The 20,665-nt window shown below is 63.6% G+C and carries 19 protein-coding genes and 1 tRNA gene; 13 read left to right on the top strand and 7 right to left on the bottom strand.

Translation table 11 applies throughout. The annotated features are described in order from the left end of the window. Positions 1–32: 32 nt before the first annotated feature. Genes GPA25_RS00560 through GPA25_RS00550 form a run of 3 tightly spaced genes read right to left on the bottom strand, consistent with a single transcriptional unit; the run spans position 33 to position 5,503 of the window. Positions 33–1,409, bottom strand: a complete 1,377-nt coding sequence (locus tag GPA25_RS00560) for a cyclic di-GMP phosphodiesterase (RefSeq protein WP_169258400.1) — start codon at positions 1,407–1,409, stop codon at positions 33–35. 27 nt (positions 1,410–1,436) lie between these two features. Next, the gene (locus tag GPA25_RS00555) at positions 1,437–4,040 is read right to left on the bottom strand and encodes an EAL domain-containing protein (protein ID WP_169258399.1); all 2,604 of its coding nucleotides are present in this window, start codon (positions 4,038–4,040) and stop codon (positions 1,437–1,439) included. Beyond that, positions 4,037–5,503, bottom strand: a complete 1,467-nt coding sequence (locus GPA25_RS00550; RefSeq protein WP_169258398.1) for an ABC transporter substrate-binding protein — start codon at positions 5,501–5,503, stop codon at positions 4,037–4,039. The genes GPA25_RS00555 and GPA25_RS00550 overlap by 4 nt, the downstream gene beginning before the upstream one ends. A 227-nt stretch (positions 5,504–5,730) precedes the next feature. Between GPA25_RS00550 and GPA25_RS00545 the strand changes: the two genes are divergently transcribed. Beyond that, positions 5,731–6,363 carry an RNA polymerase factor sigma-70 gene (locus GPA25_RS00545; protein WP_169258397.1) on the top strand — a complete coding sequence of 211 codons (633 nt, stop codon included), beginning with the start codon at positions 5,731–5,733 and terminating at the stop codon, positions 6,361–6,363. Next, positions 6,357–6,551 (top strand): zf-HC2 domain-containing protein, encoded by a 195-nt coding sequence (locus GPA25_RS00540; protein WP_169258396.1) that lies wholly within the window; start codon positions 6,357–6,359, stop codon positions 6,549–6,551. Before GPA25_RS00545 ends, GPA25_RS00540 begins: the two co-directional genes overlap by 7 nt. A 61-nt stretch (positions 6,552–6,612) precedes the next feature. Here GPA25_RS00540 and GPA25_RS00535 read toward each other — a convergent pair whose 3' ends face one another. Genes GPA25_RS00535 through GPA25_RS00520 form a run of 4 tightly spaced genes read right to left on the bottom strand, consistent with a single transcriptional unit; the run spans position 6,613 to position 9,176 of the window. Next, on the bottom strand, positions 6,613–7,146 hold the full coding sequence (locus GPA25_RS00535) for a DoxX family protein (protein WP_169258395.1): 534 nt from the start codon (positions 7,144–7,146) through the stop codon (positions 6,613–6,615). Next, positions 7,130–7,915: an HvfC/BufC N-terminal domain-containing protein gene (locus GPA25_RS00530; RefSeq protein ID WP_169258394.1), complete on the bottom strand. Its 786-nt coding sequence runs from the start codon at positions 7,913–7,915 to the stop codon at positions 7,130–7,132. The genes GPA25_RS00535 and GPA25_RS00530 overlap by 17 nt, the downstream gene beginning before the upstream one ends. Next, positions 7,912–8,838, bottom strand: coding sequence for an MNIO family bufferin maturase (bufB, locus tag GPA25_RS00525; protein ID WP_169258393.1), 927 nt, complete (start codon positions 8,836–8,838; stop codon positions 7,912–7,914). Before bufB ends, GPA25_RS00530 begins: the two co-directional genes overlap by 4 nt. Positions 8,839–8,867: 29 nt before the next feature. Further along, positions 8,868–9,176 carry a BufA1 family periplasmic bufferin-type metallophore gene (locus tag GPA25_RS00520; protein WP_169258392.1) on the bottom strand — a complete coding sequence of 103 codons (309 nt, stop codon included), beginning with the start codon at positions 9,174–9,176 and terminating at the stop codon, positions 8,868–8,870. Positions 9,177–9,537: 361 nt separating this feature from the next. Between GPA25_RS00520 and groES the strand changes: the two genes are divergently transcribed. The 11 genes from groES (at position 9,538) to grxD (ending at position 20,640) form a co-directional block, all read left to right on the top strand. Next, complete coding sequence (groES, locus tag GPA25_RS00515; RefSeq protein WP_004311482.1) at positions 9,538–9,828, top strand: co-chaperone GroES; 291 nt, start codon at positions 9,538–9,540, stop codon at positions 9,826–9,828. Between the two features lie 45 nt (positions 9,829–9,873). Next, a complete protein-coding gene (groL, locus tag GPA25_RS00510) occupies positions 9,874–11,529 on the top strand; it encodes a chaperonin GroEL (protein ID WP_169258391.1) in 1,656 nt (551 codons plus the stop codon). 312 nt (positions 11,530–11,841) lie between these two features. Next, positions 11,842–12,528, top strand: a complete 687-nt coding sequence (locus GPA25_RS00505; protein WP_169258390.1) for a response regulator transcription factor — start codon at positions 11,842–11,844, stop codon at positions 12,526–12,528. Next, a complete protein-coding gene (locus GPA25_RS00500) occupies positions 12,503–13,987 on the top strand; it encodes a sensor histidine kinase (RefSeq protein ID WP_169258389.1) in 1,485 nt (494 codons plus the stop codon). Before GPA25_RS00505 ends, GPA25_RS00500 begins: the two co-directional genes overlap by 26 nt. Before the next feature lie 186 nt (positions 13,988–14,173). Continuing rightward, a complete protein-coding gene (locus tag GPA25_RS00495; RefSeq protein WP_169258388.1) occupies positions 14,174–14,482 on the top strand; it encodes a DUF485 domain-containing protein in 309 nt (102 codons plus the stop codon). Then, positions 14,479–16,197: a cation acetate symporter gene (locus tag GPA25_RS00490; protein ID WP_169258387.1), complete on the top strand. Its 1,719-nt coding sequence runs from the start codon at positions 14,479–14,481 to the stop codon at positions 16,195–16,197. The genes GPA25_RS00495 and GPA25_RS00490 overlap by 4 nt, the downstream gene beginning before the upstream one ends. A 399-nt stretch (positions 16,198–16,596) precedes the next feature. Then, positions 16,597–16,672, top strand: a tRNA-Phe gene (locus tag GPA25_RS00485). Between the two features lie 142 nt (positions 16,673–16,814). Continuing rightward, entirely contained in the window at positions 16,815–18,068 is a 1,254-nt protein-coding gene (hemA, locus tag GPA25_RS00480) for a glutamyl-tRNA reductase (protein ID WP_169258386.1), read from the top strand. Positions 18,069–18,130: 62 nt separating this feature from the next. Next, positions 18,131–19,210, top strand: coding sequence for a peptide chain release factor 1 (gene prfA, locus GPA25_RS00475; protein ID WP_169258385.1), 1,080 nt, complete (start codon positions 18,131–18,133; stop codon positions 19,208–19,210). A gap of 155 nt (positions 19,211–19,365) precedes the next feature. Then, the gene (gene prmC / locus GPA25_RS00470; protein WP_169258384.1) at positions 19,366–20,208 is read left to right on the top strand and encodes a peptide chain release factor N(5)-glutamine methyltransferase; all 843 of its coding nucleotides are present in this window, start codon (positions 19,366–19,368) and stop codon (positions 20,206–20,208) included. A gap of 111 nt (positions 20,209–20,319) precedes the next feature. Further along, positions 20,320–20,640, top strand: coding sequence for a Grx4 family monothiol glutaredoxin (gene grxD / locus GPA25_RS00465; RefSeq protein ID WP_169258383.1), 321 nt, complete (start codon positions 20,320–20,322; stop codon positions 20,638–20,640). Positions 20,641–20,665 lie beyond the last annotated feature (25 nt).

Below are 20,665 nucleotides of genomic sequence, written 5' to 3'. Positions count from 1 at the left end.
CGTGGCGGCATTGTTGGGGGGTATGTCGTCGTTCAGGATAGATAGAACTCCGCCGGGTCGAGTCCAAACGCGCCTGCAGGCAGTGCACGCACGACAGTATAGGGCTTGCCCGCCGGGGTTAGCGGCGCGTACAGCAGGTCCAGTGTCGGCGGATGCCGGTTGGGCGTCTTGTCCGCACTGAGCAGCACCAGCACGCGCGGCAACAGCCGGCGCACGCGATTCTGCGATATCACCACGGCAATTTCGCCCGAATTGAGCTCGACCAGCGTACCCGCCGGGTAGAGCCCGATGCACTGGATGAAGTTATCGACCACGGCCGCCGAGAATTTGACGTCGCGCTGCTTGATCAAGGCCTCCAGCGCGCGCTGTGTGCTGAGTGCTTCGTCATAGACACGCTTGCTGGTCATCGCGCAGAAGCTATCGACCATCCCTGCCATTTCGGCGCGCAGGCCGATCTGGTCGCCGTGCAGGCCTGCGGGATAACCGGAGCCGTCGATGCGCTCGTGGTGGCGGCTGACGATCTCCATCAGGCCCGGCAGCGGATTTGCTTCCTGGGCAATGATCTGGGTCGAGAAGTGGACGTGGCTCTTGGCGATTTCCATCTCCAGCCGGCTGAGTCGCCCGGCCTTCTTGAGCACACGGTCCGGCAGCCTGAGCTTGCCGACATCCTGCATCATGCCGGCGACGCCCAGCACCGTCGCACCATCCTCGGAAAACCCCATGCTGTGCGCAAACACCATCAAATGGACAGTGACGTCGAGGGCATGCTGATAACTATAGCGGTCGTAGCGCTTCAGGCGGATGAGCCACAGCAGCGCATCCGGATTGCGCCTGACGCTCTGCATCATCTCGTCGACGCAGTCGGCCACGGCGTCGATATCGGGTTTGCGGCTTTCGCGCACGTCGGCGAGCACCTGCTCGAACACCGTTTCCGTACGTACGAATGTGGGGGTGACACGAATCAGTTCGCGCTCCACCGATCGCGTCTCGGGCCGGTCGGCTGCGGCATCCCCCGCCAGACGGCGGGCGGCCGCGGCATCGAGCCCACCTTTGCGCACCATGGCCAGCGTTTCGAGAAAGCCGTGTTGCCCCACGCTGTCCGCCGCTCGGGGCTGGATAAAGCCGGCAGGCCGGCGAGATCGACCCACTTGCGAGGCGATGTCATCCGCGGCAGGCGGGGCATAGTGTTCGTCGAGCGAGCGGCTGCGGTCGATGTAGATGAAGCGGCACACTGCGCGCAGCTGGTCGAGGGTGGTTTCGTCCTCGATGACGAAGCCCTGCATCAGGAATGGCGTGCCGATCCACGGGCGATCGAGTTCCGCGACGAACATGCCGATGCATGCGTCGGTTGCCGCGATCAGCTCACGACGTCCGCTGGACGCGGCGCCTGTGCCTGATGAACCTGTCATCCCCGTCGGGCCCGTGCTCATGTCCGCTCACGCAGGAAGTTCTGCTCCGGGACGATTCTGCACCCAGTCGACGAAAAAATCCTTAGCGGCGATCGGCGGCCCGAACAGATAGCCCTGCAGCACGTCGGACTCCTGTCGGGTCAGGAAGCGCGATTGCATTTCGGTTTCGACACCTTCGGCCACGACCTTCAGGCCCAGCGCACGCGCCATGCGGATCGCCGCAACCACCAGCGCACAGTCTTCGGCGTCATCGGAGAGGTCACGGATGAAACTGCGGTCGATCTTGATCGTATGGAAGGGGAACGCGCGCAGATAGCTGAGCGACGAGTATCCCGTACCGAAATCGTCGAGCGCCACCGTGACGCCGATGGCTTCGAGCGCCAGCATCGCGTCGCGCACTTCGCCCGGGTTGCGGATCAGCAAGCCCTCGGTGACCTCGATCTCGAGCTGGCCGTGCGGGATGGCGTACTTGTCCACGCAGGCACGTATGGTGTCCACCAGGCCGGGGCTGGAGAACTGGCGCGGCGACACGTTCACCGCAATGATGAACGCCCCGTTGCGCGCCTTGCGCCAGCGCGCCGCCTGGGCACACGCCTCGTCGAGCACCCAACTGCCGATGCTCACGATCAGGTCGCTCTGCTCGGCCACCGGAATGAAGCGGTCGGGCGGGACGCGTCCGAGCACCGGATGGGTCCAGCGCAGCAGGGCCTCGGCACCGACCAACTGGCCGTCGCGTGCGGACACCAGCGGCTGGAAATGAACCTCCAATTCGCCGCGTTCCAGCGCACCGCGCAGTTGCCGTTCCATTTCCATGCGCGCGACGGAGTCGTCGTGAATTTTCTGGTTGAAGAAGCGGAACGTGTTGCGACCGGCTTCCTTTGCTTCGTACATCGCGAGATCGGCATTGCGAAGCAGCACTGCCGGCTCCGCGCCATCGTCCGGATACAGCGAGACGCCGATGCTCGGCGAGGCGCCGAACTCGCGGCCGTCTATCTGGAACAGCGGTGCAAAGGCGTGGATGATCTTGCTCGCCACGGCATCTGCGTCGCTTGCATGTGACACCCCTCCCAGGATGACGAGGAACTCGTCCCCGCCCAGCCGTGCCACCGTATCCTCCGCACGCACCGCCGAGCGCAGGCGCTCCGCTGCCTGGCACAGCAATTCGTCGCCTGCGACATGTCCCAGGGTGTCGTTGATCTGTTTGAAATTGTCCAGATCGATGAACATCACCGCGCATTTGCTGCCCTCACGACCAGCGTGACTGGTGGCCTGCTGCAGCCGGTCGAGCGCAAGGGTGCGGTTGGGCAGCGCGGTCAGGCTGTCGTAATAGGCCTGGTATGCAACCTTCTCTTCCTGCATGCGGCGCTGAGAGATGTCCTCGCGCATCAGCAGCAGGTGTGCGGGGCGGCCCTGTTCATTGCGTACCGTGACCAACCGCAGGTGTTCCCAGTATTCGCTATTGTCCGGGCGGCGGCTGCGGCGTTCGCCTTCCCAGTCCTGCCCGGCCAGCAATGCCATGCGGAAGGCCGCGTCGATCTCGCGGCTGCGCTCCAGGTCCGCGGCATCGGGCAGCGAGCCGGTTAGCTGCGTATCGGCCGGACGGCCGGTGACGCGCACATATGCCGGATTGGCATATTCGACGCGCCGGTCGATATTGGCAATCAGCACGCCAATGGGGTTCTGTTCGACCGCCTGCGACAGCATCCATAGCCGTGCGTTCGCTGCAGCCAGCGCATGGGTGCGCCGCGTAACGCGCTCCTCGAGCTCTTCCCGCGCGGCACGCAGGCTGCGCTCGCGCGACACCACCCTGTCCTGCATGGCGTTGAACGCCATCCCCAGATCGGCTATTTCATCGTCGCCGGAAATGGCGATCGGTTCGCGATCCTCGCCGGCCGCAAGGCCGGTGGCGGCATCGCGCAGGGTACGGATGCGGCGCGACAAGGAACGCGCGAAAATGAGCAGTCCGACGGCGAGAAATACGAACCCGCCGAAGGACAATGCGAGGAAGAAGCGTTGCTGGCGCTGTTGTTCCTGTTGCGCCTGACGATAGGCCTCGGTTGATGCAAGCTCGGTGGCACTGACCAGGTCGCGCAGGATGGACGAGATCGCCGCATGTGCGCTGCGCGAGCGGGTGCTGGTGACGTTTTCGGCTGCAGCCAGGTCCATTGCGCCGGCGTGCCGGATGATCTCCTCGAGATCGCCGCGATAGCGCTGCCAGTGCTCCTCCAGGCGGCGCGCGTCATCCGGTCGTCCCTGTGCCAGCACAGCGGTGAAAGGCGTCAGTTCGGCGCTCATCGCGTCGATTTCCGACTGAATGCGCCCGACGTACTGGGGCAGGGCGAAGAAGTCCCGTACCATCGGCAGTTCGAGTTCGAGCGTGCGCAAATCGTTGCTGCGCATTTGCAGCCGGTGAGTGGCGGCAAGCGGCTGCACCTGGCGGATGACGGCGTTTTCCAGGCGCTGCTTGGCGTCGTCGAGCACGCGATTGCCGAACAGCAGGATCACGGCGACAAGCAGGCCGCCGAGCGCAAACATGATCGACAGCCGAACCAGCAGGGACTGGCGGAAGCGCCGCCGTGCCGGGGGCGCTTGCACAGTGGCGGGGCCGGATTGATAAGGCTGCGCGCTCATGAACGCCCACCGGGACGCTTGCGCGACGCCTGCCACTGACGGACCTGCTCCGCCCGGCCGAGCCGCTCGGTGATTGCCTCCCATTCCGCGCTGGTGCGCTTCATCGCCTCGTGCGCACCGATCTCGCCACGCGCCGCCGCCGTCAGGTTGCGATCGAGCGCTGCCAGATAGTCGCCATCGCCACGCAGGCCGGTCCCGGCCGGCAGCGTCGTTGCCCACTCACCGGCGAAAGTCTCCAGTGCCTCGGCGGTATAGATCTCGCGGATGCGTGCATCGCGCAGATGACTCCAGCGATACGGGTCGGCAAAACCCCCGGTCACGCCGATCGAGCGCGCCGAGATGTCCGGGTCGGTAAGCCACATGGCATAAAGAAACGCCAGCTTCGCGTTTTTCGCGGATTTCGGGATGACCAGATTGTTGCCATAGATTGGCGTGTTTCGATGCAGTAACTGTCCGCCGTGGCGGTATCCGGGGATTGCCACGGTGATGAATTTCCCGCGCACTGCCGAACCTTCGCCGTTGAAGAGTTTGGCCCCGGCTACCGTAAAGATCGTCGCGAACGCCTTGCCCTGGGCGAACAGCGGCAGGACGAAGTTGTAACCCCGACCGTTGTCGGTGGTCCCGGGAGCGGAATACTTCACCGCGGCAATGTAGCTCTCGGTTGCGGCGACGCCCACCGGCGTGTCGAGCAGGGGGCGCATCTGCGCATCGAACAAGGCTTGGTAAGGTGAAGTCGCCGACAGGAAGCGCGGCATCCAGTACATCCATGCGCCTTCCTGATCGCGTTCTTCGGCACAGCCATACAGGCCTTGTGTGGGGCGGTGGAAGAATCGCAGCAGATCCTCGTACTCCGCCCAGGTTTTCGGCGCCGCCAGCGCCCGGCCGTAGGTCTTGCGGAATGCGGCCTGCTCCTGGGGGCTGTCCAGCAGATCGCGGCGCAGGTACAGCAGTACGATGTCACCATCGGCAGGAATTGCCACCGCGCGCTCGCCCACCCACGCCTGAAGATCCGGGCGGATGAAGCCGTCGGTCGCGTTGTCGTCGAGTTGGAAGCCGTATTCCGCGTAGAGCGGGGTGAGGTCGGTGACCAAGCCTTCCGCCAGCAGGTCCGGGTATTCGTGGTTGCGCGCGACGGTAATGTCGACGCCCGTGTCGTTCTGCAGCGTCTGACGGACCGACTGTTGCGGGACGATTTGTGCGTCGAGGACGATACCGGTCAGATTTTCCCACTCCTTCTGCAAGGTCAGATCGCGCCCGAGGAAGGCATCGATGTTGCCCTGCTTGAAGCCCAGGTGCAGTCGCGTACCGGGTGCCACGTGGCCCGATGCGAGCAGTTTTTGCACCGCTGCCACGGCGCGGTCAGCCTGTTCGCCGGACGTCGCCGGTGCGGGCAGAAGCGCCCCCCCGGCCATCGTCAGGACTGCGAGCAAAGGAAAGAGGTGCTTGCGAAGCAGGGAATACATCGGCAGCTTTATAACCTATGTCGTAGGGGGGGTATTGTCACATAAAGTTACGTCTACTACGCGGCGGCACCTTGCAAGCCAGCGCGGCGTGTGGACTGCTCCGGGAATGGCTGCTTGCATTTTTTCCGGCGCCGGACGAATCTGCAGCAGAGGCCTTTTGGCGGATTGGAATCAGGATACATCCCGCTTGTATCGCGAGGCTGTGTGCCACACATGGGAGCCCGGAAATGACTCAGCAGGTACCGGCCGCGGATACCCCTTCCGGTGCGTCCAAGCACGTCGGTTTGTATGACGATGACTTTCTCGAGGCACTGCGGCGGCAGATGCTCAGGTTTGCGACGCTCCAGCTTTCGGATGCTCATCTCGCCGAGGATGCCGTGCAGGAAGCCCTGATCGGTGCGCTGCGCAATGCAAGATCGTTTTCCGGCCGCGCCGCGTTGAAAACCTGGGTGTTCGCCATCCTCAAGAACAAGATCGCCGATATCCTGCGCCAGCGGCTGCGTGTCGTCGATGCCAGCAGCCTGCTGCGCGAAGACGACGAGGACGAGGACTTTTCAGTGCTCTTCAATCGCCGGGGGTTCTGGCAGGCCGACGAACACCCCGCGACTTGGGGCAATCCCCATGAATCCCTGCGCGAAAGCCAGTTCTGGCGCGTGTTCGAGACCTGCCTCGAAGGTCTGCCGGGAAATCAGGCGCGTGTCTTCATGATGCGGGAATTCATCGAACTCGATTCCAGCGAAATCTGCGCATCGGTCGGCATCACGACCAGCAATCTGAACGTGATGCTGTACCGCGCGCGCATGCGCTTGCGGGAATGTCTCGAAAACCGCTGGTTCGCAAACGGAGAGCAAGCATGCTGAACTGCCGGGAAGTGACCCGCCTGTACTCGGAATCGCAGGAACGCGAGCTCACGGTGAAGGAGCGACTGCTGCTGCGGATGCACATCGCGATGTGCTCGGGTTGTCGCAATTTCGGCGAGCACATGAAATTTCTCCGCGAAGCGATGCGCGCCTATGCAAAAGGTCGCGACAACACCGGGGGCAAGTGAGCCGCGACGCGCGCCCTGAGGCCCCGGCAAAGGAGGCCGCAAGCCCCTCGCCGAGCCTCCGTCAGCGCGGTGCGCAGTGGCGCGTGATCCAGTGGTCCACCGAGGCCTTGCCCGGGCCGCGGGCCATCAGGTACAGCAGCACGGCCGCCCATACCCCGTGCGTCGGGTAGGCGTCGGGGTAGACGAAGAGCTGGATCGTCAATGTCATCACCAGCAGCGCAAGCGAGGCGAAGCGCGTTGCCAGTCCAATCAGGATCAGGACCGGAAACAGATGCTCGGCAAATGCCGCCAGTGGCGCGGCCAGCTCGGGCGGAATTAGCGGCAGGCGGTATTCGTCCCGGAACAGGAACAGCGCATCGTCCGACAGCTGCGGCATTCCCAGTTCGAACTCGCCGCTCACGAGATCGATGGCCAAGCCCTCGATCTTCGTCTGTCCGGACTTCCAGAATACTGCTGCGATCGAAAAGCGCCCGATGAACGCGATCAGTGAGTCCGGGATGCGCTCGAACAGCGTGACGACCTGGCCGAGCAGCGCAGCTGGACCCGGTTTGGCGCCGCCGCCGACGCTGCTGACAGTTTCAATATGGGTGCTCATGAGCGTGATCTCCTGTATGCAGCGCCGTGATCAACTGCCAGCGAAGCAGCATTGCGAGCGCTTCGCCAAGGTCGAAGCCGGAATCGTCGGCGCTTGCTGCGTCGACCGCCGTCGCGAGGTTCGTGCCGCGCATCATGTGCGCGATGAACAGGCCGACCGCAGGCCTGAGCTGAATCGTCTGGACATCCAGACCGACGCGCACCACCAGCACCGTTTCGGGGAGTGCCGGATTGACGGCCGACAGGCACACCCTCCCTTGGTGCGCCGCCCACAGCGAAAACACCGCATGGGACGAACGCAGGATCGCCGCCGACGGGTGGCAGCCGATGCGCAGCGCGGGGAGTTGCCGCGGCTCGGCCAGCATCCCGGCGATGGCCGCGGGCACCAGCGGCGGGACGTCCGCCGCGTGGTAGGCCTGCACGCGCAACATCTCGAGCCGTGCGACATCCGCGAGGTAGGGCAGGGGGGCAGCCGGTGGAAAGGTCTCCACGAAGTCCGGGAAGTCGCGTCCGAAACCGGCCAGGACGCGTGAGCGGGGCGGGTATGTACGGACGAAAACCTGCGCCATCGCGCGAAAGAATTCGTCGCCGACCAGTTCGCGCGTCACCGGAAAGGTATCGGCAAGGGCATCGACCAGCGACACGACGACATTGTTGCGATACACCGCGAAGCGCAGCGCCAGGTCGGAACCGTTCCACGTCATGAGACCCTCCGGGCACGGCAGCGCCGGGTCGAGCAGGGCGTCGGTAAAGCGCGCCTGCGCACTCATGCCGGCATCTCCGCGTGCTCCGGCCGCCTGCCGGATGGGGGCTCGTGTTGTGCAGCGTCGAGCAGTCCGTCTGCCGCGCCGACTTCAGCCAGCAGCACATCGAGCGGCGGAATATCGTTGTCGCGTTCGATCAGCGTCGCGACCGGGCCGGTCACGTCGAGGGCCAGTTGATACAGATCCCACACCGCTTGCGCCACCGGTGCGCCGTGGCTATCGATCAGCAGCAGATCACCGGCGGCATCCTGCTGGCGGGCGAAACCGGCAAGGTGGATCTCGCCCACGTGCCCGAGCGGCAGCGCGCGCAGGTAAGCCGCGGCGTCGCGTCCGTGATTGACGCAGGATACATAAAGATTGTTGACGTCCAGCAACAGCCCGCAGCCCGTGCGGCGCACCACCTCGTCAATGAATGTGGTCTCGCTTAGCGTCGACGCGGCGAACTCGACATAGGTCGCCGGATTCTCCAGCAACATGCGTCGGCGCAGATGTGACTGCACCTGGTCGATATGATCGCAGACGCGCTGCAGCGTCGCACGCGTGTACGGCAGTGGCAGCAAGTCGTTCAGGAAAACATCTCCGTGAGTCGACCACGCGAGGTGTTCCGAGAACGACTGCGGCGCATAGCGGTCGATCAGTGCCGCCAGCGCATCCAGATGCGCCACATCCAGGGGGGCTTCCGCGCCGATCGACAGTCCGACCCCATGCAAGGACAGCGCATACTGTTCGCGGATACGCCCCAGGTAATGATGAAACGGCCCGCCCGCCACCATGTAGTTCTCGGCGTGCACCTCGAAGAAACCGATCTGCGGCAAGGTTTCCAGAATCACCTGGAAATGGGCAGGCTTGAGGCCCAGCCCCGCCCGTGGGGGCAAGGTCCGGGCCGCAGCGCCCCGCGTGCGCGACGTCGATGGCGAAGCGGGCGACATGTGACGCGCTCCGTTTTCAACGGGACTGATCAAGACTTCCTTTCCTTGAATGCCTGCATCTGGCCGAAGCCGCTCGGCGAGGTCGGCGACGCCGTCTTGTCGCAGCTGCCCTTGGGCACCAACGACCAGGCGTTGCCCTGATAGTCGATCTTCGCCGTCCCCGCGCAACTCGTGCCCGGGCCGGCGGCGCAGTCGTTTTTGCCCTTCAGCGCCACGCCGAAGCACTTCTCCTTGTCGGCAGGGGGTTCCGCAGCGGATATGGCAGAAGCGGAGAGGGCTGCACTCAAGGCCAGCGCCATGGCTGCCGCGGATACGTAACGGGAAGTGGTGTGGGACATTTTGATCTCCTTCGATGGGTAGGGTTGGGGGTGCTGCATGGCACGGCGATCGCGATATCGTCGTGTTGCTGCAGTAGTCGCGCCTGCGCACCCGTTTCTTACACCGGCTTCCAAAAAAGAACGATCGCGTCCCCAACTAGCTGAAATCGCGCCAGACGGCGACTTGAAAGCCTGCGAAACGCCGGGTATCGCCGGTCGCTCGGATATTTCCGCGCTGGCGCACTTGAAATACCAAAAGTGCGTCCCTATTATTAGCACTCGTTGGCAGTGAGTGCTAACGGCCCGGGCCACGCCCGCGGCCACTGCGAATTTTTCTGGCGGGCCACGTCCCGCACTCGATGAAACAAAAAGGAGTGACTCAATGAAAATCCGTCCCTTGCATGATCGCGTGATCGTCAAGCGCCTCGAAGCCGAACGCAAAACCGCCAGCGGCATCGTGATCCCGGATTCGGCCGGCGAGAAGCCCGATCAGGGCGAAGTGCTGGCCGTCGGTAACGGCAAGATCCTCGACGACGGCAAGGTCCGCCCGATGGCCGTCAAGGTCGGCGACAAGGTTCTGTTCGGCAAGTACGCCGGCCAGACCGTCAAGGTCGAAGGCGACGAGCTGCTCGTCATGCGCGAAGAAGACATCATGGGTGTGGTCGAGGCCTGAGCGCCCCGGTCGGACCGATCCACAGAATTCAAGGAGCAATGAAGAATGGCTGCAAAAGAAGTCAAATTTGGTGATTCCGCCCGCGACCGCATGGTTGCCGGTGTCAACGTCCTGGCCAACGCCGTCAAGGTGACCCTCGGCCCGAAGGGCCGCAACGTCGTGCTGGAGCGCTCGTTCGGCGCCCCGACGGTGACCAAGGACGGCGTGTCGGTTGCCAAGGAAATCGAACTGAAGGACAAGTTCGAGAACATGGGCGCGCAGATGGTCAAGGAAGTCGCTTCCAAGACCTCCGACATCGCCGGTGACGGCACCACCACCGCGACCGTGCTGGCCCAGTCGATCGTCCGCGAAGGCATGAAGTACGTTGCCGCCGGCATGAACCCGATGGACCTGAAGCGCGGTATCGACAAGGCCGTCATCGCCACCATTGAAGAACTGAAGAAGCTGTCGAAGCCCTGCTCGACGAACAAGGAAATCGCCCAGGTCGGTTCGATCTCCGCGAACTCCGACGCCGACATCGGCGAAATCATCGCCCGCGCGATGGACAAGGTCGGCAAGGAAGGCGTCATCACCGTTGAAGACGGCAAGAGCCTGAACAACGAACTGGACGTCGTCGAAGGCATGCAGTTCGACCGCGGCTACCTGTCGCCGTACTTCATCAACAACCCGGACAAGCAGGTTGCGATCCTCGACAACCCCTTCGTCCTGCTGTTCGACAAGAAAGTCTCCAACATCCGCGACCTGCTGCCGGTGCTGGAACAAGTCGCCAAGGCCGGCCGTCCGCTGCTGATCATCGCCGAAGACGTCGATGGCGAAGCACTGGCCACGCTGGTGGTGAACAACATCCGCGGCATCCTGAAGACCTGCGCCGTCAAGGCTCCGGGCTTCGGCGACCGTCGCAAGGCCATGCTGGAAGACATCGCCGTTCTGACTGGCGGCCAGGTCATCGCCGAAGAAGTCGGCCTGACCCTCGAAAAGGCTGCCCTGACCGACCTCGGCCAGGCCAAGCGCATCGAGATCGGCAAGGAAAACACCATCATCATCGACGGTGCCGGCCAGGGCGATCGCATCGAAGCGCGCGTCAAGCAAATCCGCGTACAGATCGAGGAAGCGACCTCCGACTACGACCGTGAAAAACTGCAGGAACGCGTGGCCAAGCTGGCCGGCGGTGTGGCAGTCATCAAGGTCGGTGCCGCGACCGAAGTCGAAATGAAGGAAAAGAAGGCGCGCGTCGAAGATGCGCTGCACGCCACCCGCGCTGCGGTCGAAGAAGGCATCGTCCCCGGCGGCGGTGTTGCGCTGCTGCGTGCCCGTGTTAGCCTGAACAACCTCAAGGGCGACAACCACGACCAGGACGCCGGCATCAAGATCGTGCTGCGCGCGATGGAGCAGCCGCTGCGCGAGATCGTCGCCAACGCCGGTGACGAACCCTCCGTGGTGGTGAACAAGGTTGTCGAAGGTTCGGGCAACTTCGGCTACAACGCTGCTACCGGCGAGTACGGCGACATGGTCGAGATGGGCGTGCTGGATCCGACCAAGGTCACCCGCACCGCGCTGCAGAATGCCGCCTCCGTGGCCAGCCTGATGCTGACCACCGACTGCATGGTTGGCGAGGCGGCTGAAGACAAGCCGTCGATGGGCGCCGGCATGGGTGGTATGGGTGGTATGGGTGGTATGGGCGGCATGGACATGGGCATGTAATGCCTGCCTGAGGTCCGCCTCAAGTTTCCGGGCATTCGTGCCCGGTGGAACGGCTCCGCTGCGGCGGAGCCGTTTTCAATTGCGCGTGCAGTTTGCACGGACGCGCCTGTGCCGATCCGCGCAGATGCGAGAGAAGCGTGTGATAATTGAACGGATTTGTAAAAAAGGCGGTCGGGAGCCCCGGTTCTTTGAACAGGAAGCTCCCGGGAATAAACGCGCTGGCGGCGCGGTCATTCCTCTGACCGGGTAAAGGAGAACAGCGGGTGTGAATCTAGGTGTGCCCGCTTACACATAACTTACATCCTGATTCCAATGCGGATTCTCCTGGCAGAAGATGATCCCGTCATCGCTGACGGTTTGTGCCGCGCGCTCAAGCGCGGCGGCTATGCAGTCGATCACGTGGCGTCGGGAACCGAGGCCGATACGGCTCTGGCATCGCAGCCGTACGATCTGCTGATTCTCGACCTGGGCCTGCCCAGACTTCCCGGGATCGACGTGCTCAAGCGCCTGCGCGCGCGCAAGTCGGCCGTGCCGGTGCTGATCCTTACCGCGCAGGATGGCGTCGAGGAGCGCGTACGCGGGCTCGATGCCGGGGCCGACGACTACCTCACGAAGCCCTTCGCGCTGCCGGAGCTGGAAGCGCGCGTGCGAGCCCTGACCCGGCGCGGCACCGGGCAGCCGCGCTGCATCGAAGTCGGCGGCGTGTCCTACGATCAGGCCGATCGGGTCGTGAAGATCAATGGCCAGGTCGTCGAATTCTCTGCGCGCGAAATCGGCCTGCTGGAGGTCTTCATCCTGCGGGTGGGGCGCTTGGTGAGCAAGGATCAGCTGGTCGACCACCTGTGCGGTTGGGGAGAAGAAGTCTCAAGCAATGCCATTGAGGTCTACGTCCATCGCCTTCGCAAGAAGCTCGAAGACAGCGGGGTGCGTATCGTGACGGTGCGCGGACTCGGCTACTGCCTGGAACCCGTGGATGCTGCCCAGGCGGCGAAAGCCTGACAAGACGGTGGCGGCCAATCGGCCGCCCTCGCAGCCGAATTCCTTGTTCGGCGAGATCCTTGACTGGATGCTCGCGCCGCTGCTGTTCCTGTGGCCGATCTCGATCATCGTCACCCACAACGTCGCCGACAGCATCGCCAATCAGCCATATGATCGTGCGCTGGCCGACAGCGTGCGGGCTTTGGCGCGCTTGGTGTCGGTCGAAGATGGCAAGGTGACGGTGCATTTTCCGGCGCCGCCGCGCGCGCTGTTTCGCGCCGATCAGGACGACGTCGTGTATTACCAGGTTGCCAACGAGAGCGGCGATCTGGTGACCGGAGATCGCGAGATCGGCTGGACGCCACCCCCGCCGGCGGTGATTCCAGAGGAAGTGCTCTATCGCGACGACGTCATCCATGGCGAAGAGGTGCGCGTGGCCTTCCAGTTCTTGCGTCCCTGGCCGGAGCCGGCGAGCCCGCTGGTCCTGGTGCAGGTCGCCGAAACCCGTAACAAGCGCAGCGACCTTGCTTCGCGTGTGGTGACCGGGGTGCTGCTGCCGCAGTTTGCGATCATCCCGCTCGCCGTGGTGCTGGTGTGGGTGGGTCTGACTCGCGGGATCGCACCCCTCAACCGCTTGCAGAGCCTGATCCGCCGCCGCCGGCCCACCGACCTGTCACCCATTGTCGCGGCGAGCGCCCCCGAGGAAGTCCGGCCGCTGATTGTCGCGTTCAACGACATGATGGCGCGTCTCGAAGAGAACCTGCAGGCGCAGCAGCGTTTTATCGCGGATGCGGCGCACCAGATGCGTACGCCGCTGACGGGCCTGAGGATGCAGACCGAGCTGGCGCTGCTTGAGACCGATCCTGAAGCGTTGCGTGGATCGCTGTCGCGCATCGCGCAGAGTACCGAGCGTGCCAGTCACCTCATCAACCAGCTGTTGTCGTTGGCGCGTGCCGAGGCGAGCTTCGAAAAGCTGTATGCCGTCGAGCAGGTCGACCTGCGCCCCTTGGTGCGTGACGTCGCGCAGGACCTGTTTCCGCGCGCACAGGAAAAGGATATCGATCTGGGTGTCGAAGGCACGAGCGAGCCGCTGATCGTCGAAGGCAATCCGGTGCTGTTGCGTGAAATGATCAAGAATCTCGTGGATAACGCGATCAAGTACACCCCCGCGGGCGGTCGGGTCACGGCCCGCACGCGCCACGCCGGAGCGCCGATTTTCGAGGTCGAGGATACCGGCGTCGGGATCCCGGAGGCTGATCGCGAGCGCGTGTTCGAGCGCTTTTACCGCGTGCTTGGCAGTGGCGAAGACGGCTCGGGCCTAGGCCTGCCGATCGTGCGCGAAATTGCCGAGCTGCACCGCGCAACGGTGGCACTGAATCCCAACCCGGCGGGTGTGGGGACTGTTGTGCAAGTGGTGTTCCCGCGTGGCGCAATGCCGCTGCCCGTACCGGTGCTGGGCGACTTCAGTCCTGTCGGTTAGCGTGCCTGCGGCCTGCGGCCCGCGTTCGGCGCAGCGCCAGTGCGTCAGGTTTTCGTCCGCAACATGGCCGCGTGGTTCCAAGACGGTATTTATGTCTCTAGTCGTAAGCGCATCGTAAGTCTCCCGTAATAAGGTGTCGTAAGCCCGGGCAACTCTCGGTCTCGTCATAGTATCAAGGAGGGAGACATGCAAAACGACATGGTGACAAGAGTGGTCGCCAACCCAAAATACCAGCGCCTCGTGAGCACACGCTCTTCGTTCGGCTGGATTCTCACAGCGATCATGATGCTCGTGTACTACGGCTTCATCGCGGTCATTGCCTTCAATAAGGAATTATTCGCGCAGCGGCTCGGCGACGGCGTCATGACGGTCGGCATCCCGGTCGGTTTAGGTGTGATCGTATTCACGATTCTCATCACCGGCATCTATGTTCGCCGTGCGAACTCCGAGTTCGATACGCTGACCCAGGAAATCATCAAGGAGACCGCACAATGAGCGGCCGTTTCACGCATATTGGCGCAGGACTGATCCTCGCGCTGCTGTCCGCCGCGGCCCTCGCCGCAGGGGCGGACCTCGGTCAGGCCGAGAAGCAGGCGACCAACTGGACCGCGATCTCGATGTTCGGCGCGTTCGTTCTCGGCACGCTGTACATCACGAAGTGGGCGGCAGCGAAGACCAAGTCGGCAGCCGACTTCTACACCGCCGGCGGTGGCATCACCGGCTTCCAGAACGGGCTGGCAATCGCCGGCGACTACATGTCGGCGGCGTCCTTCCTCGGGATTTCCGCGGCGGTGATGGCGAGCGGCTTCGATGGCCTGATCTACTCGATCGGCTTCCTGGTCGGCTGGCCGGTGATCACCTTCCTGATGGCCGAGCGCCTGCGTAACCTCGGCAAGTTCACGTTCGCCGACGTCGCCGCGTACCGCTTCAAGCAGACGCCAATCCGTGCATTCGCGGCCTCGGGCACGCTGGTCGTTGTCGCGTTCTACCTGATCGCGCAGATGGTCGGTGCGGGTCAGCTGATCAAGCTGCTGTTCGGCCTCGAATACTGGATGGCGGTGGTCATCGTCGGCGCGCTGATGATGGTCTACGTGTTGTTTGGCGGCATGACGGCGACAACTTGGGTGCAGATCATCAAAGCCTGCCTGCTGCTTGCCGGCGCGTCCTTCATGGCCTTCATGGTGCTGCTGTCCTACGGCTTCTCGCCCGAAGCGCTGTTCGCCGCCTCGACCGAGGTCAAGGCGCAGCTCGCGCTGTCCGCCGGCAAGACGCCCGAAGAGGCGGGCATCATCGGCCAGGCGATCATGGGACCGGGTTCCTTCATCAAGGATCCGATCTCCGCGATCTCCTTCGGCATGGCGCTGATGTTCGGTACCGCCGGTCTGCCGCACATCCTGATGCGCTTCTTCACGGTGCCGGATGCGAAGCAGGCGCGCAAGTCGGTGTTCTGGGCGACGACGTGGATCGGCTACTTCTACGTGCTGACCTTCATCATCGGCTTCGGTGCAATCGTGCTGGTGTCGACGAACCCCAGCTTCCTCGATGCCAAGGGCGGCCTGATTGGCGGCAGCAACATGGCGGCCATCCATCTCGCCAACGCGGTCGGCGGCAACGTCTTCCTCGGCTTCATCTCGGCGGTGGCGTTCGCGACGATTCTCGCGGTCGTGGCCGGCCTGACCCTGTCGGGCGCCTCGGCGGTCTCGCACGACCTGTACGCCACGGTGTTCAAGAAAGGCAACGCGGACTCCGCGTCGGAGCTGCGCGTGTCGCGGATGACGACTGTGGCGCTCGGCATCGTCGCCGTCGTGCTCGGTATCGCGTTCGAGAAGCAGAACATCGCGTTCATGGTGTCGCTGGCCTTCGCGATCGCCGCCTCGGCGAACTTCCCGGTGCTCTTCATGTCCGTCCTGTGGAAGGACTGCACGACGCGCGGGGCGACGATCGGTGGCTTCCTCGGTCTGATCACCGCGGTTGTACTGACGGTCCTGTCGCCGTCCGTGTGGGAAGTGACGCTTGGCAATCCCAAGGGCTCGGCGCTGTTCCCCTACACTTCGCCGGCGCTGTTCTCGATGGCTGCGGGTTTTATCGGCATCTGGCTGTTCTCGATTCTGGACCGCAGTGACCGCGCTCGCGAAGATCGTGCGGGTTACATCGCCCAGAAGGTGCGTTCGGAAACCGGTATCGGCGCCGAGGGTGCCTCGGGCCACTAAGCGGTCCTCTGCTGCCGGCGGCCGCAAGGCGTCGGCGCAAGCAAGCTACAAACGCGGAGCGGCGACCGAGAGGTCGCCGCTCCGCGTTTGTGCTTTCAGGCCAGCTGCTCGTTGCGTGCCGTGTCGGCGCTGCCGTGTCCATGTGGCTGTTGGTGCGCGAATCGGATGAATCACGGTCGTGGATTTCGCGTTCATGCCCACTGATCCGGATTGTCTTTGCCCATGCTGCGCCAACGTCCGTGCCGGAAACGCAGAAAGCATTACCCCGTTTAGGTTAGGCGGCCACGGGGTATTAGCCTGAGCGCACGCCTGGACGGGGCGTTCAAAATGTCGTGGGACTGCAATCTTCGAAAAAGGTGTTTGACTCTCGGCAAGGAGTCGCTATAATGCGCGCTCGCTGGCCAGGTAGCTCAGTTGGTAGAGCAGCGGATTGAAAATCCGCGTGTCGACGGTTCGATTCCGCCCCTGGCCACCAGTATCAGAAAACGGGTCGGCTCATGCCGGCCCGTTTTCGTTGACGTTGCAGAAAACGCAACAGAATTGCCTGATTTTGCGCAATCTTTCGCGGTTTTTCGCAGTGCTATAATCGGCAGCATTACGCCCCTCTGTAATCGCGAATGCAACTCTATGCTCTTGGCCTGAATCATCACACCGCTCCGCTAACCATCAGGGAGCGAGTGGCGTTTCAGCCTGAGCGGCTGGATGATGCGCTGCACGATCTGACACACGCGCGCACCGTGCGTGAGGCGGCAATCCTGTCGACCTGTAACCGCACTGAACTGTATTTCGCCACCGAGCAGCCGCAGCACGCCGCCGACTGGCTGGCGCGCTTCCACCAGCTGTCGCTGAGCGAAGTTTCGCCCTACCTGTACACGTATCCGCAGCGCGACGCGATTCGCCACGTCTTCCGCGTCGCGAGCGGGCTCGACTCGATGGTGATCGGCGAGCCGCAGATTCTTGGCCAGGTCAAGGACGCCGCACGCCGGGCGGAAGAAGCGGGGACGATGGGAACCCTGCTGCACAAGCTGTTCCAGAACACCTTTGCGGTAGCCAAGGAAGTCCGCTCGACCACCGCGATCGGCGCCAACACCGTGTCGATGGCGGCGGCGGCGGTGCATCTGGCCGAGCGCATTTTCGAGAGCATCTCCGACCAGCGCGTGCTGTTCATCGGCGCCGGCGAGATGATCGAGTTGTGCGCAGCGCATTTCGCCGGTGCCAAACCGAAAGCGATCGCTGTCGCCAACCGCACCGAAGCGCGTGCGCAGGTGCTGGCGAGCCGGTACGGCGCGGAAGTGATGCGCCTCGATGCGGTCAGCGAGATGCTGCCGCGTTTCGACATCGTCGTTTCCTGTACGGCGAGTCCCTTGCCAATTGTCGGCTTGGGCATGGTCGAGCGGGCGATCAAGGTGCGGCGGCACAAGCCCATCGTGATGGTCGATCTCGCCGTGCCGCGCGATATCGAAGCCGAAGTCGCGGATCTGGACGACGTGTTCCTATACACCGTGGACGATCTCGCCCAAGTGGTCGATGCCGGTCTGGAGTCGCGCCAGCAGGCGGTGCTCGAGGCCGAGGAGATCATCAATTCGCGCGTCGATGGCTTCTTGCATTGGATGCAGGCGCGCGATGCGGTACCGACGATTCGCGCGCTGCGCCAGCATGCCGAGATGCTGCGCACGGTAGAGTTCGAGCGTGCGGTCAAACTACTGGCCAAGGGTGAAGATCCGAAGAAAGTGCTAGACGCGCTGAGTCACGGTCTCATCAACAAGCTGATGCACGGTCCGACGCGCTATCTCAACCAGACCGAAGGCGAGTTGCAGGCTGACGCCAGCCGGCTGGTGCAACAACTCTTCAATCTCAATTCGCACGAGTAGGTCAAGCCGCGCCCGCTGCGGGCGCGGTCCGTCTTTCTGTTCACCCCAGCTTACGGCCTCCCATGAAGCAGAGTATTCGTGACAAGCTCGAATTCCTCACCAGTCGACTGGTGGAGCTCGATCGCGAGTTTTCGTCCGAGGACGCCGCGCGCAACATGGACGCCTTTCGAGCACTCGGGCGCGAGCGCGCCGAGATCGAACCGGTGGTCGCCTTATACGACGCCTATCGTCAGGCGGAGGCTGACTGCGCGAGCGCGCGCGAGATGTTGTCCGACCCTGAAATGCGCGAACTGGCGCAGAGCGAAGTGGAATCCAGCGTCGCGCGCATCGCGGCGCTCGAAGGCGAATTGCAGCGCGCATTGCTGCCGCGCGATCCGAGTGACGAGCGCAACCTGTTCCTCGAAATCCGCGCCGGTACCGGAGGCGACGAGGCTGCACTGTTTGCCGGCGACTTGTTGCGCATGTACACGCGCTATGCCGAGCGTCAGCGCTGGAAGGTCGAAGTCGTCTCCGCCAGCGAATCGGACCTGGGCGGGTACAAGGAAGTGATCGTGCGTGTGGTCGGCGCGGGGGCCTACTCGAAACTGAAGTTTGAATCCGGCGGCCATCGCGTGCAGCGCGTACCCGCGACCGAGACTCAGGGGCGCATCCACACCTCCGCCTGCACCGTTGCGGTGATGCCCGAAGCCGACGAAGTCGAGGCGGTGAACATCAATCCGGCCGATTTGCGCATCGATACCTTCCGCGCAAGCGGCGCCGGTGGCCAGCATATCAACAAGACTGATTCGGCGGTGCGCATCACCCATTTGCCGACCGGCATCGTCGTCGAGTGCCAGGATGACCGCTCGCAGCACCGCAATCGCGCGCAGGCGATGTCGGTGCTCGCTGCGCGGATCCACGACGTGCAATTGCGCGAGCAGCAGGCGCGTGAGGCGGCGACGCGCAAGAGCCTGGTGGGGAGTGGTGACCGTTCGGAACGGATTCGCACCTACAACTTTCCGCAGGGCAGGATTACCGATCACCGCATCAACCTGACGCTCTACAAGCTCGATGCGGTGATGCAAGGCGAACTCGACGAGTTGATCGATGCGCTGACCGCGGAACATCAGGCGGATCTGCTCGCGGCGCTGGCGGGCGACTAATGCAATGCGCGTAACGAATCGTCACTGTTGCGGCGCGCAGGTGTCGAAGGCGCCTTCCGCCGGATGTGCTCGGCGGGTATTCTGCATTCGGCGGACGGCGGCGCGCCTTTCGGTCCTGTTACCCGCCGGCGGTTTGCTCCGCTCGGAGTACTAGGATGGCCGCGACGGAACTCGCTCCCGACATCGCTGGCGCCCTCAACTGGGCGCGCGCGCGCATCGCCGTGGTCGACGCGCGTGTACTGCTGCGCCACGTGCTGCAGTGTTCCTCCGCGCGGCTGGCGGCCTACCCGGAGGCACGGCTTGCGATGGATGAGTGGACAGAATTTCGCAGTCTGGTCGAACGCCGCGAAGTGGGCGAACCGGTCGCCTACCTCACAGGCGAACGCGAGTTCTACGGGCGGCCGTTTCTCGTCTCTCCGGTGGTGCTGATTCCGCGCCCCGACACCGAATTGCTGATCGAACTGGCACTGGCGCATTTTGGCGACAAGCCGCACAGTCGCGTGCTCGATCTCGGTACCGGCAGCGGTGCACTGGCGGTCAGTCTGGCGCTGGAGTTGCCGGATGCCGATGTGACTGCGGTGGACCGCTCTCGTGAGGCCTTGCTGGTGGCCATGGCCAACGCGGCGCGGCTCAAGGCCAGCGTGTCCTTCGTGCTTGGCGACTGGTTCGCGCCGCTGGGCGGCGACCGCTACCATTTGATCGTCGCCAACCCGCCTTACGTCGCGGCGGCCGATCCGCATCTGGAGGAAGGCGACGTGCGCTTCGAACCGAGCACCGCGCTGGCAGCCGGCCCGCAGGGTCTGGACGATCTGGCGACGATTGCGGCGGGTGCGCCGCGCCACCTCGAGCCCGGCGGCTGGTTGTTCATGGAGCATGGTTACGACCAGGCTGGCGCGGTGCGCGGTCTGCTTACCGATGCAGGGTTTTCCGGAATTGCGTCATGGAAGGATCTCGCCGGGATTGAGCGGGTGTCAGGCGGCCAGTGGCTGGGGCGATAGTTGCAGGGGGATGCGGTGGAAGGGCTTCCGGCCCGCGCGAGCCTATTGACTGTCGACTGGGCAAACCCTAAAATTTCCCGAGTTAATTACTCAACTTTTGGAACGCACAGCATGGACATCCAGGACGTCATCCGCGAACAGGTCGCCAGCAACTCGGTCGTGCTCTACATGAAGGGTACGCCGCAGTTCCCGATGTGCGGTTTTTCGGCGACCGCCATCCAGATCCTCAAGAACCTCGGCGTTACCCAGCTGTACTCGGTGAACGTGCTCGAGAACGAGGACATTCGCAACGGTATCAAGGAATACGCCAACTGGCCGACGATTCCGCAGCTCTACATCAAGGGTGAGTTCGTCGGCGGCTGCGACATCATGCGCGAGATGTACGAGAACGGCGAACTGAAGACGATGCTTGCCGAGGCCGGCGTCAACTGAGAAGCCTTTGATTCTCCGGACTTGG

It is taken from the genome of Aromatoleum diolicum (genome assembly GCF_012910955.1).
Taxonomy (GTDB): Bacteria; Pseudomonadota; Gammaproteobacteria; order Burkholderiales; family Rhodocyclaceae; genus Aromatoleum; species Aromatoleum diolicum.
The sequence above is the reverse complement of the archived record's forward strand: the minus strand, read 5'-3'. Positions and strand labels throughout refer to the sequence as shown.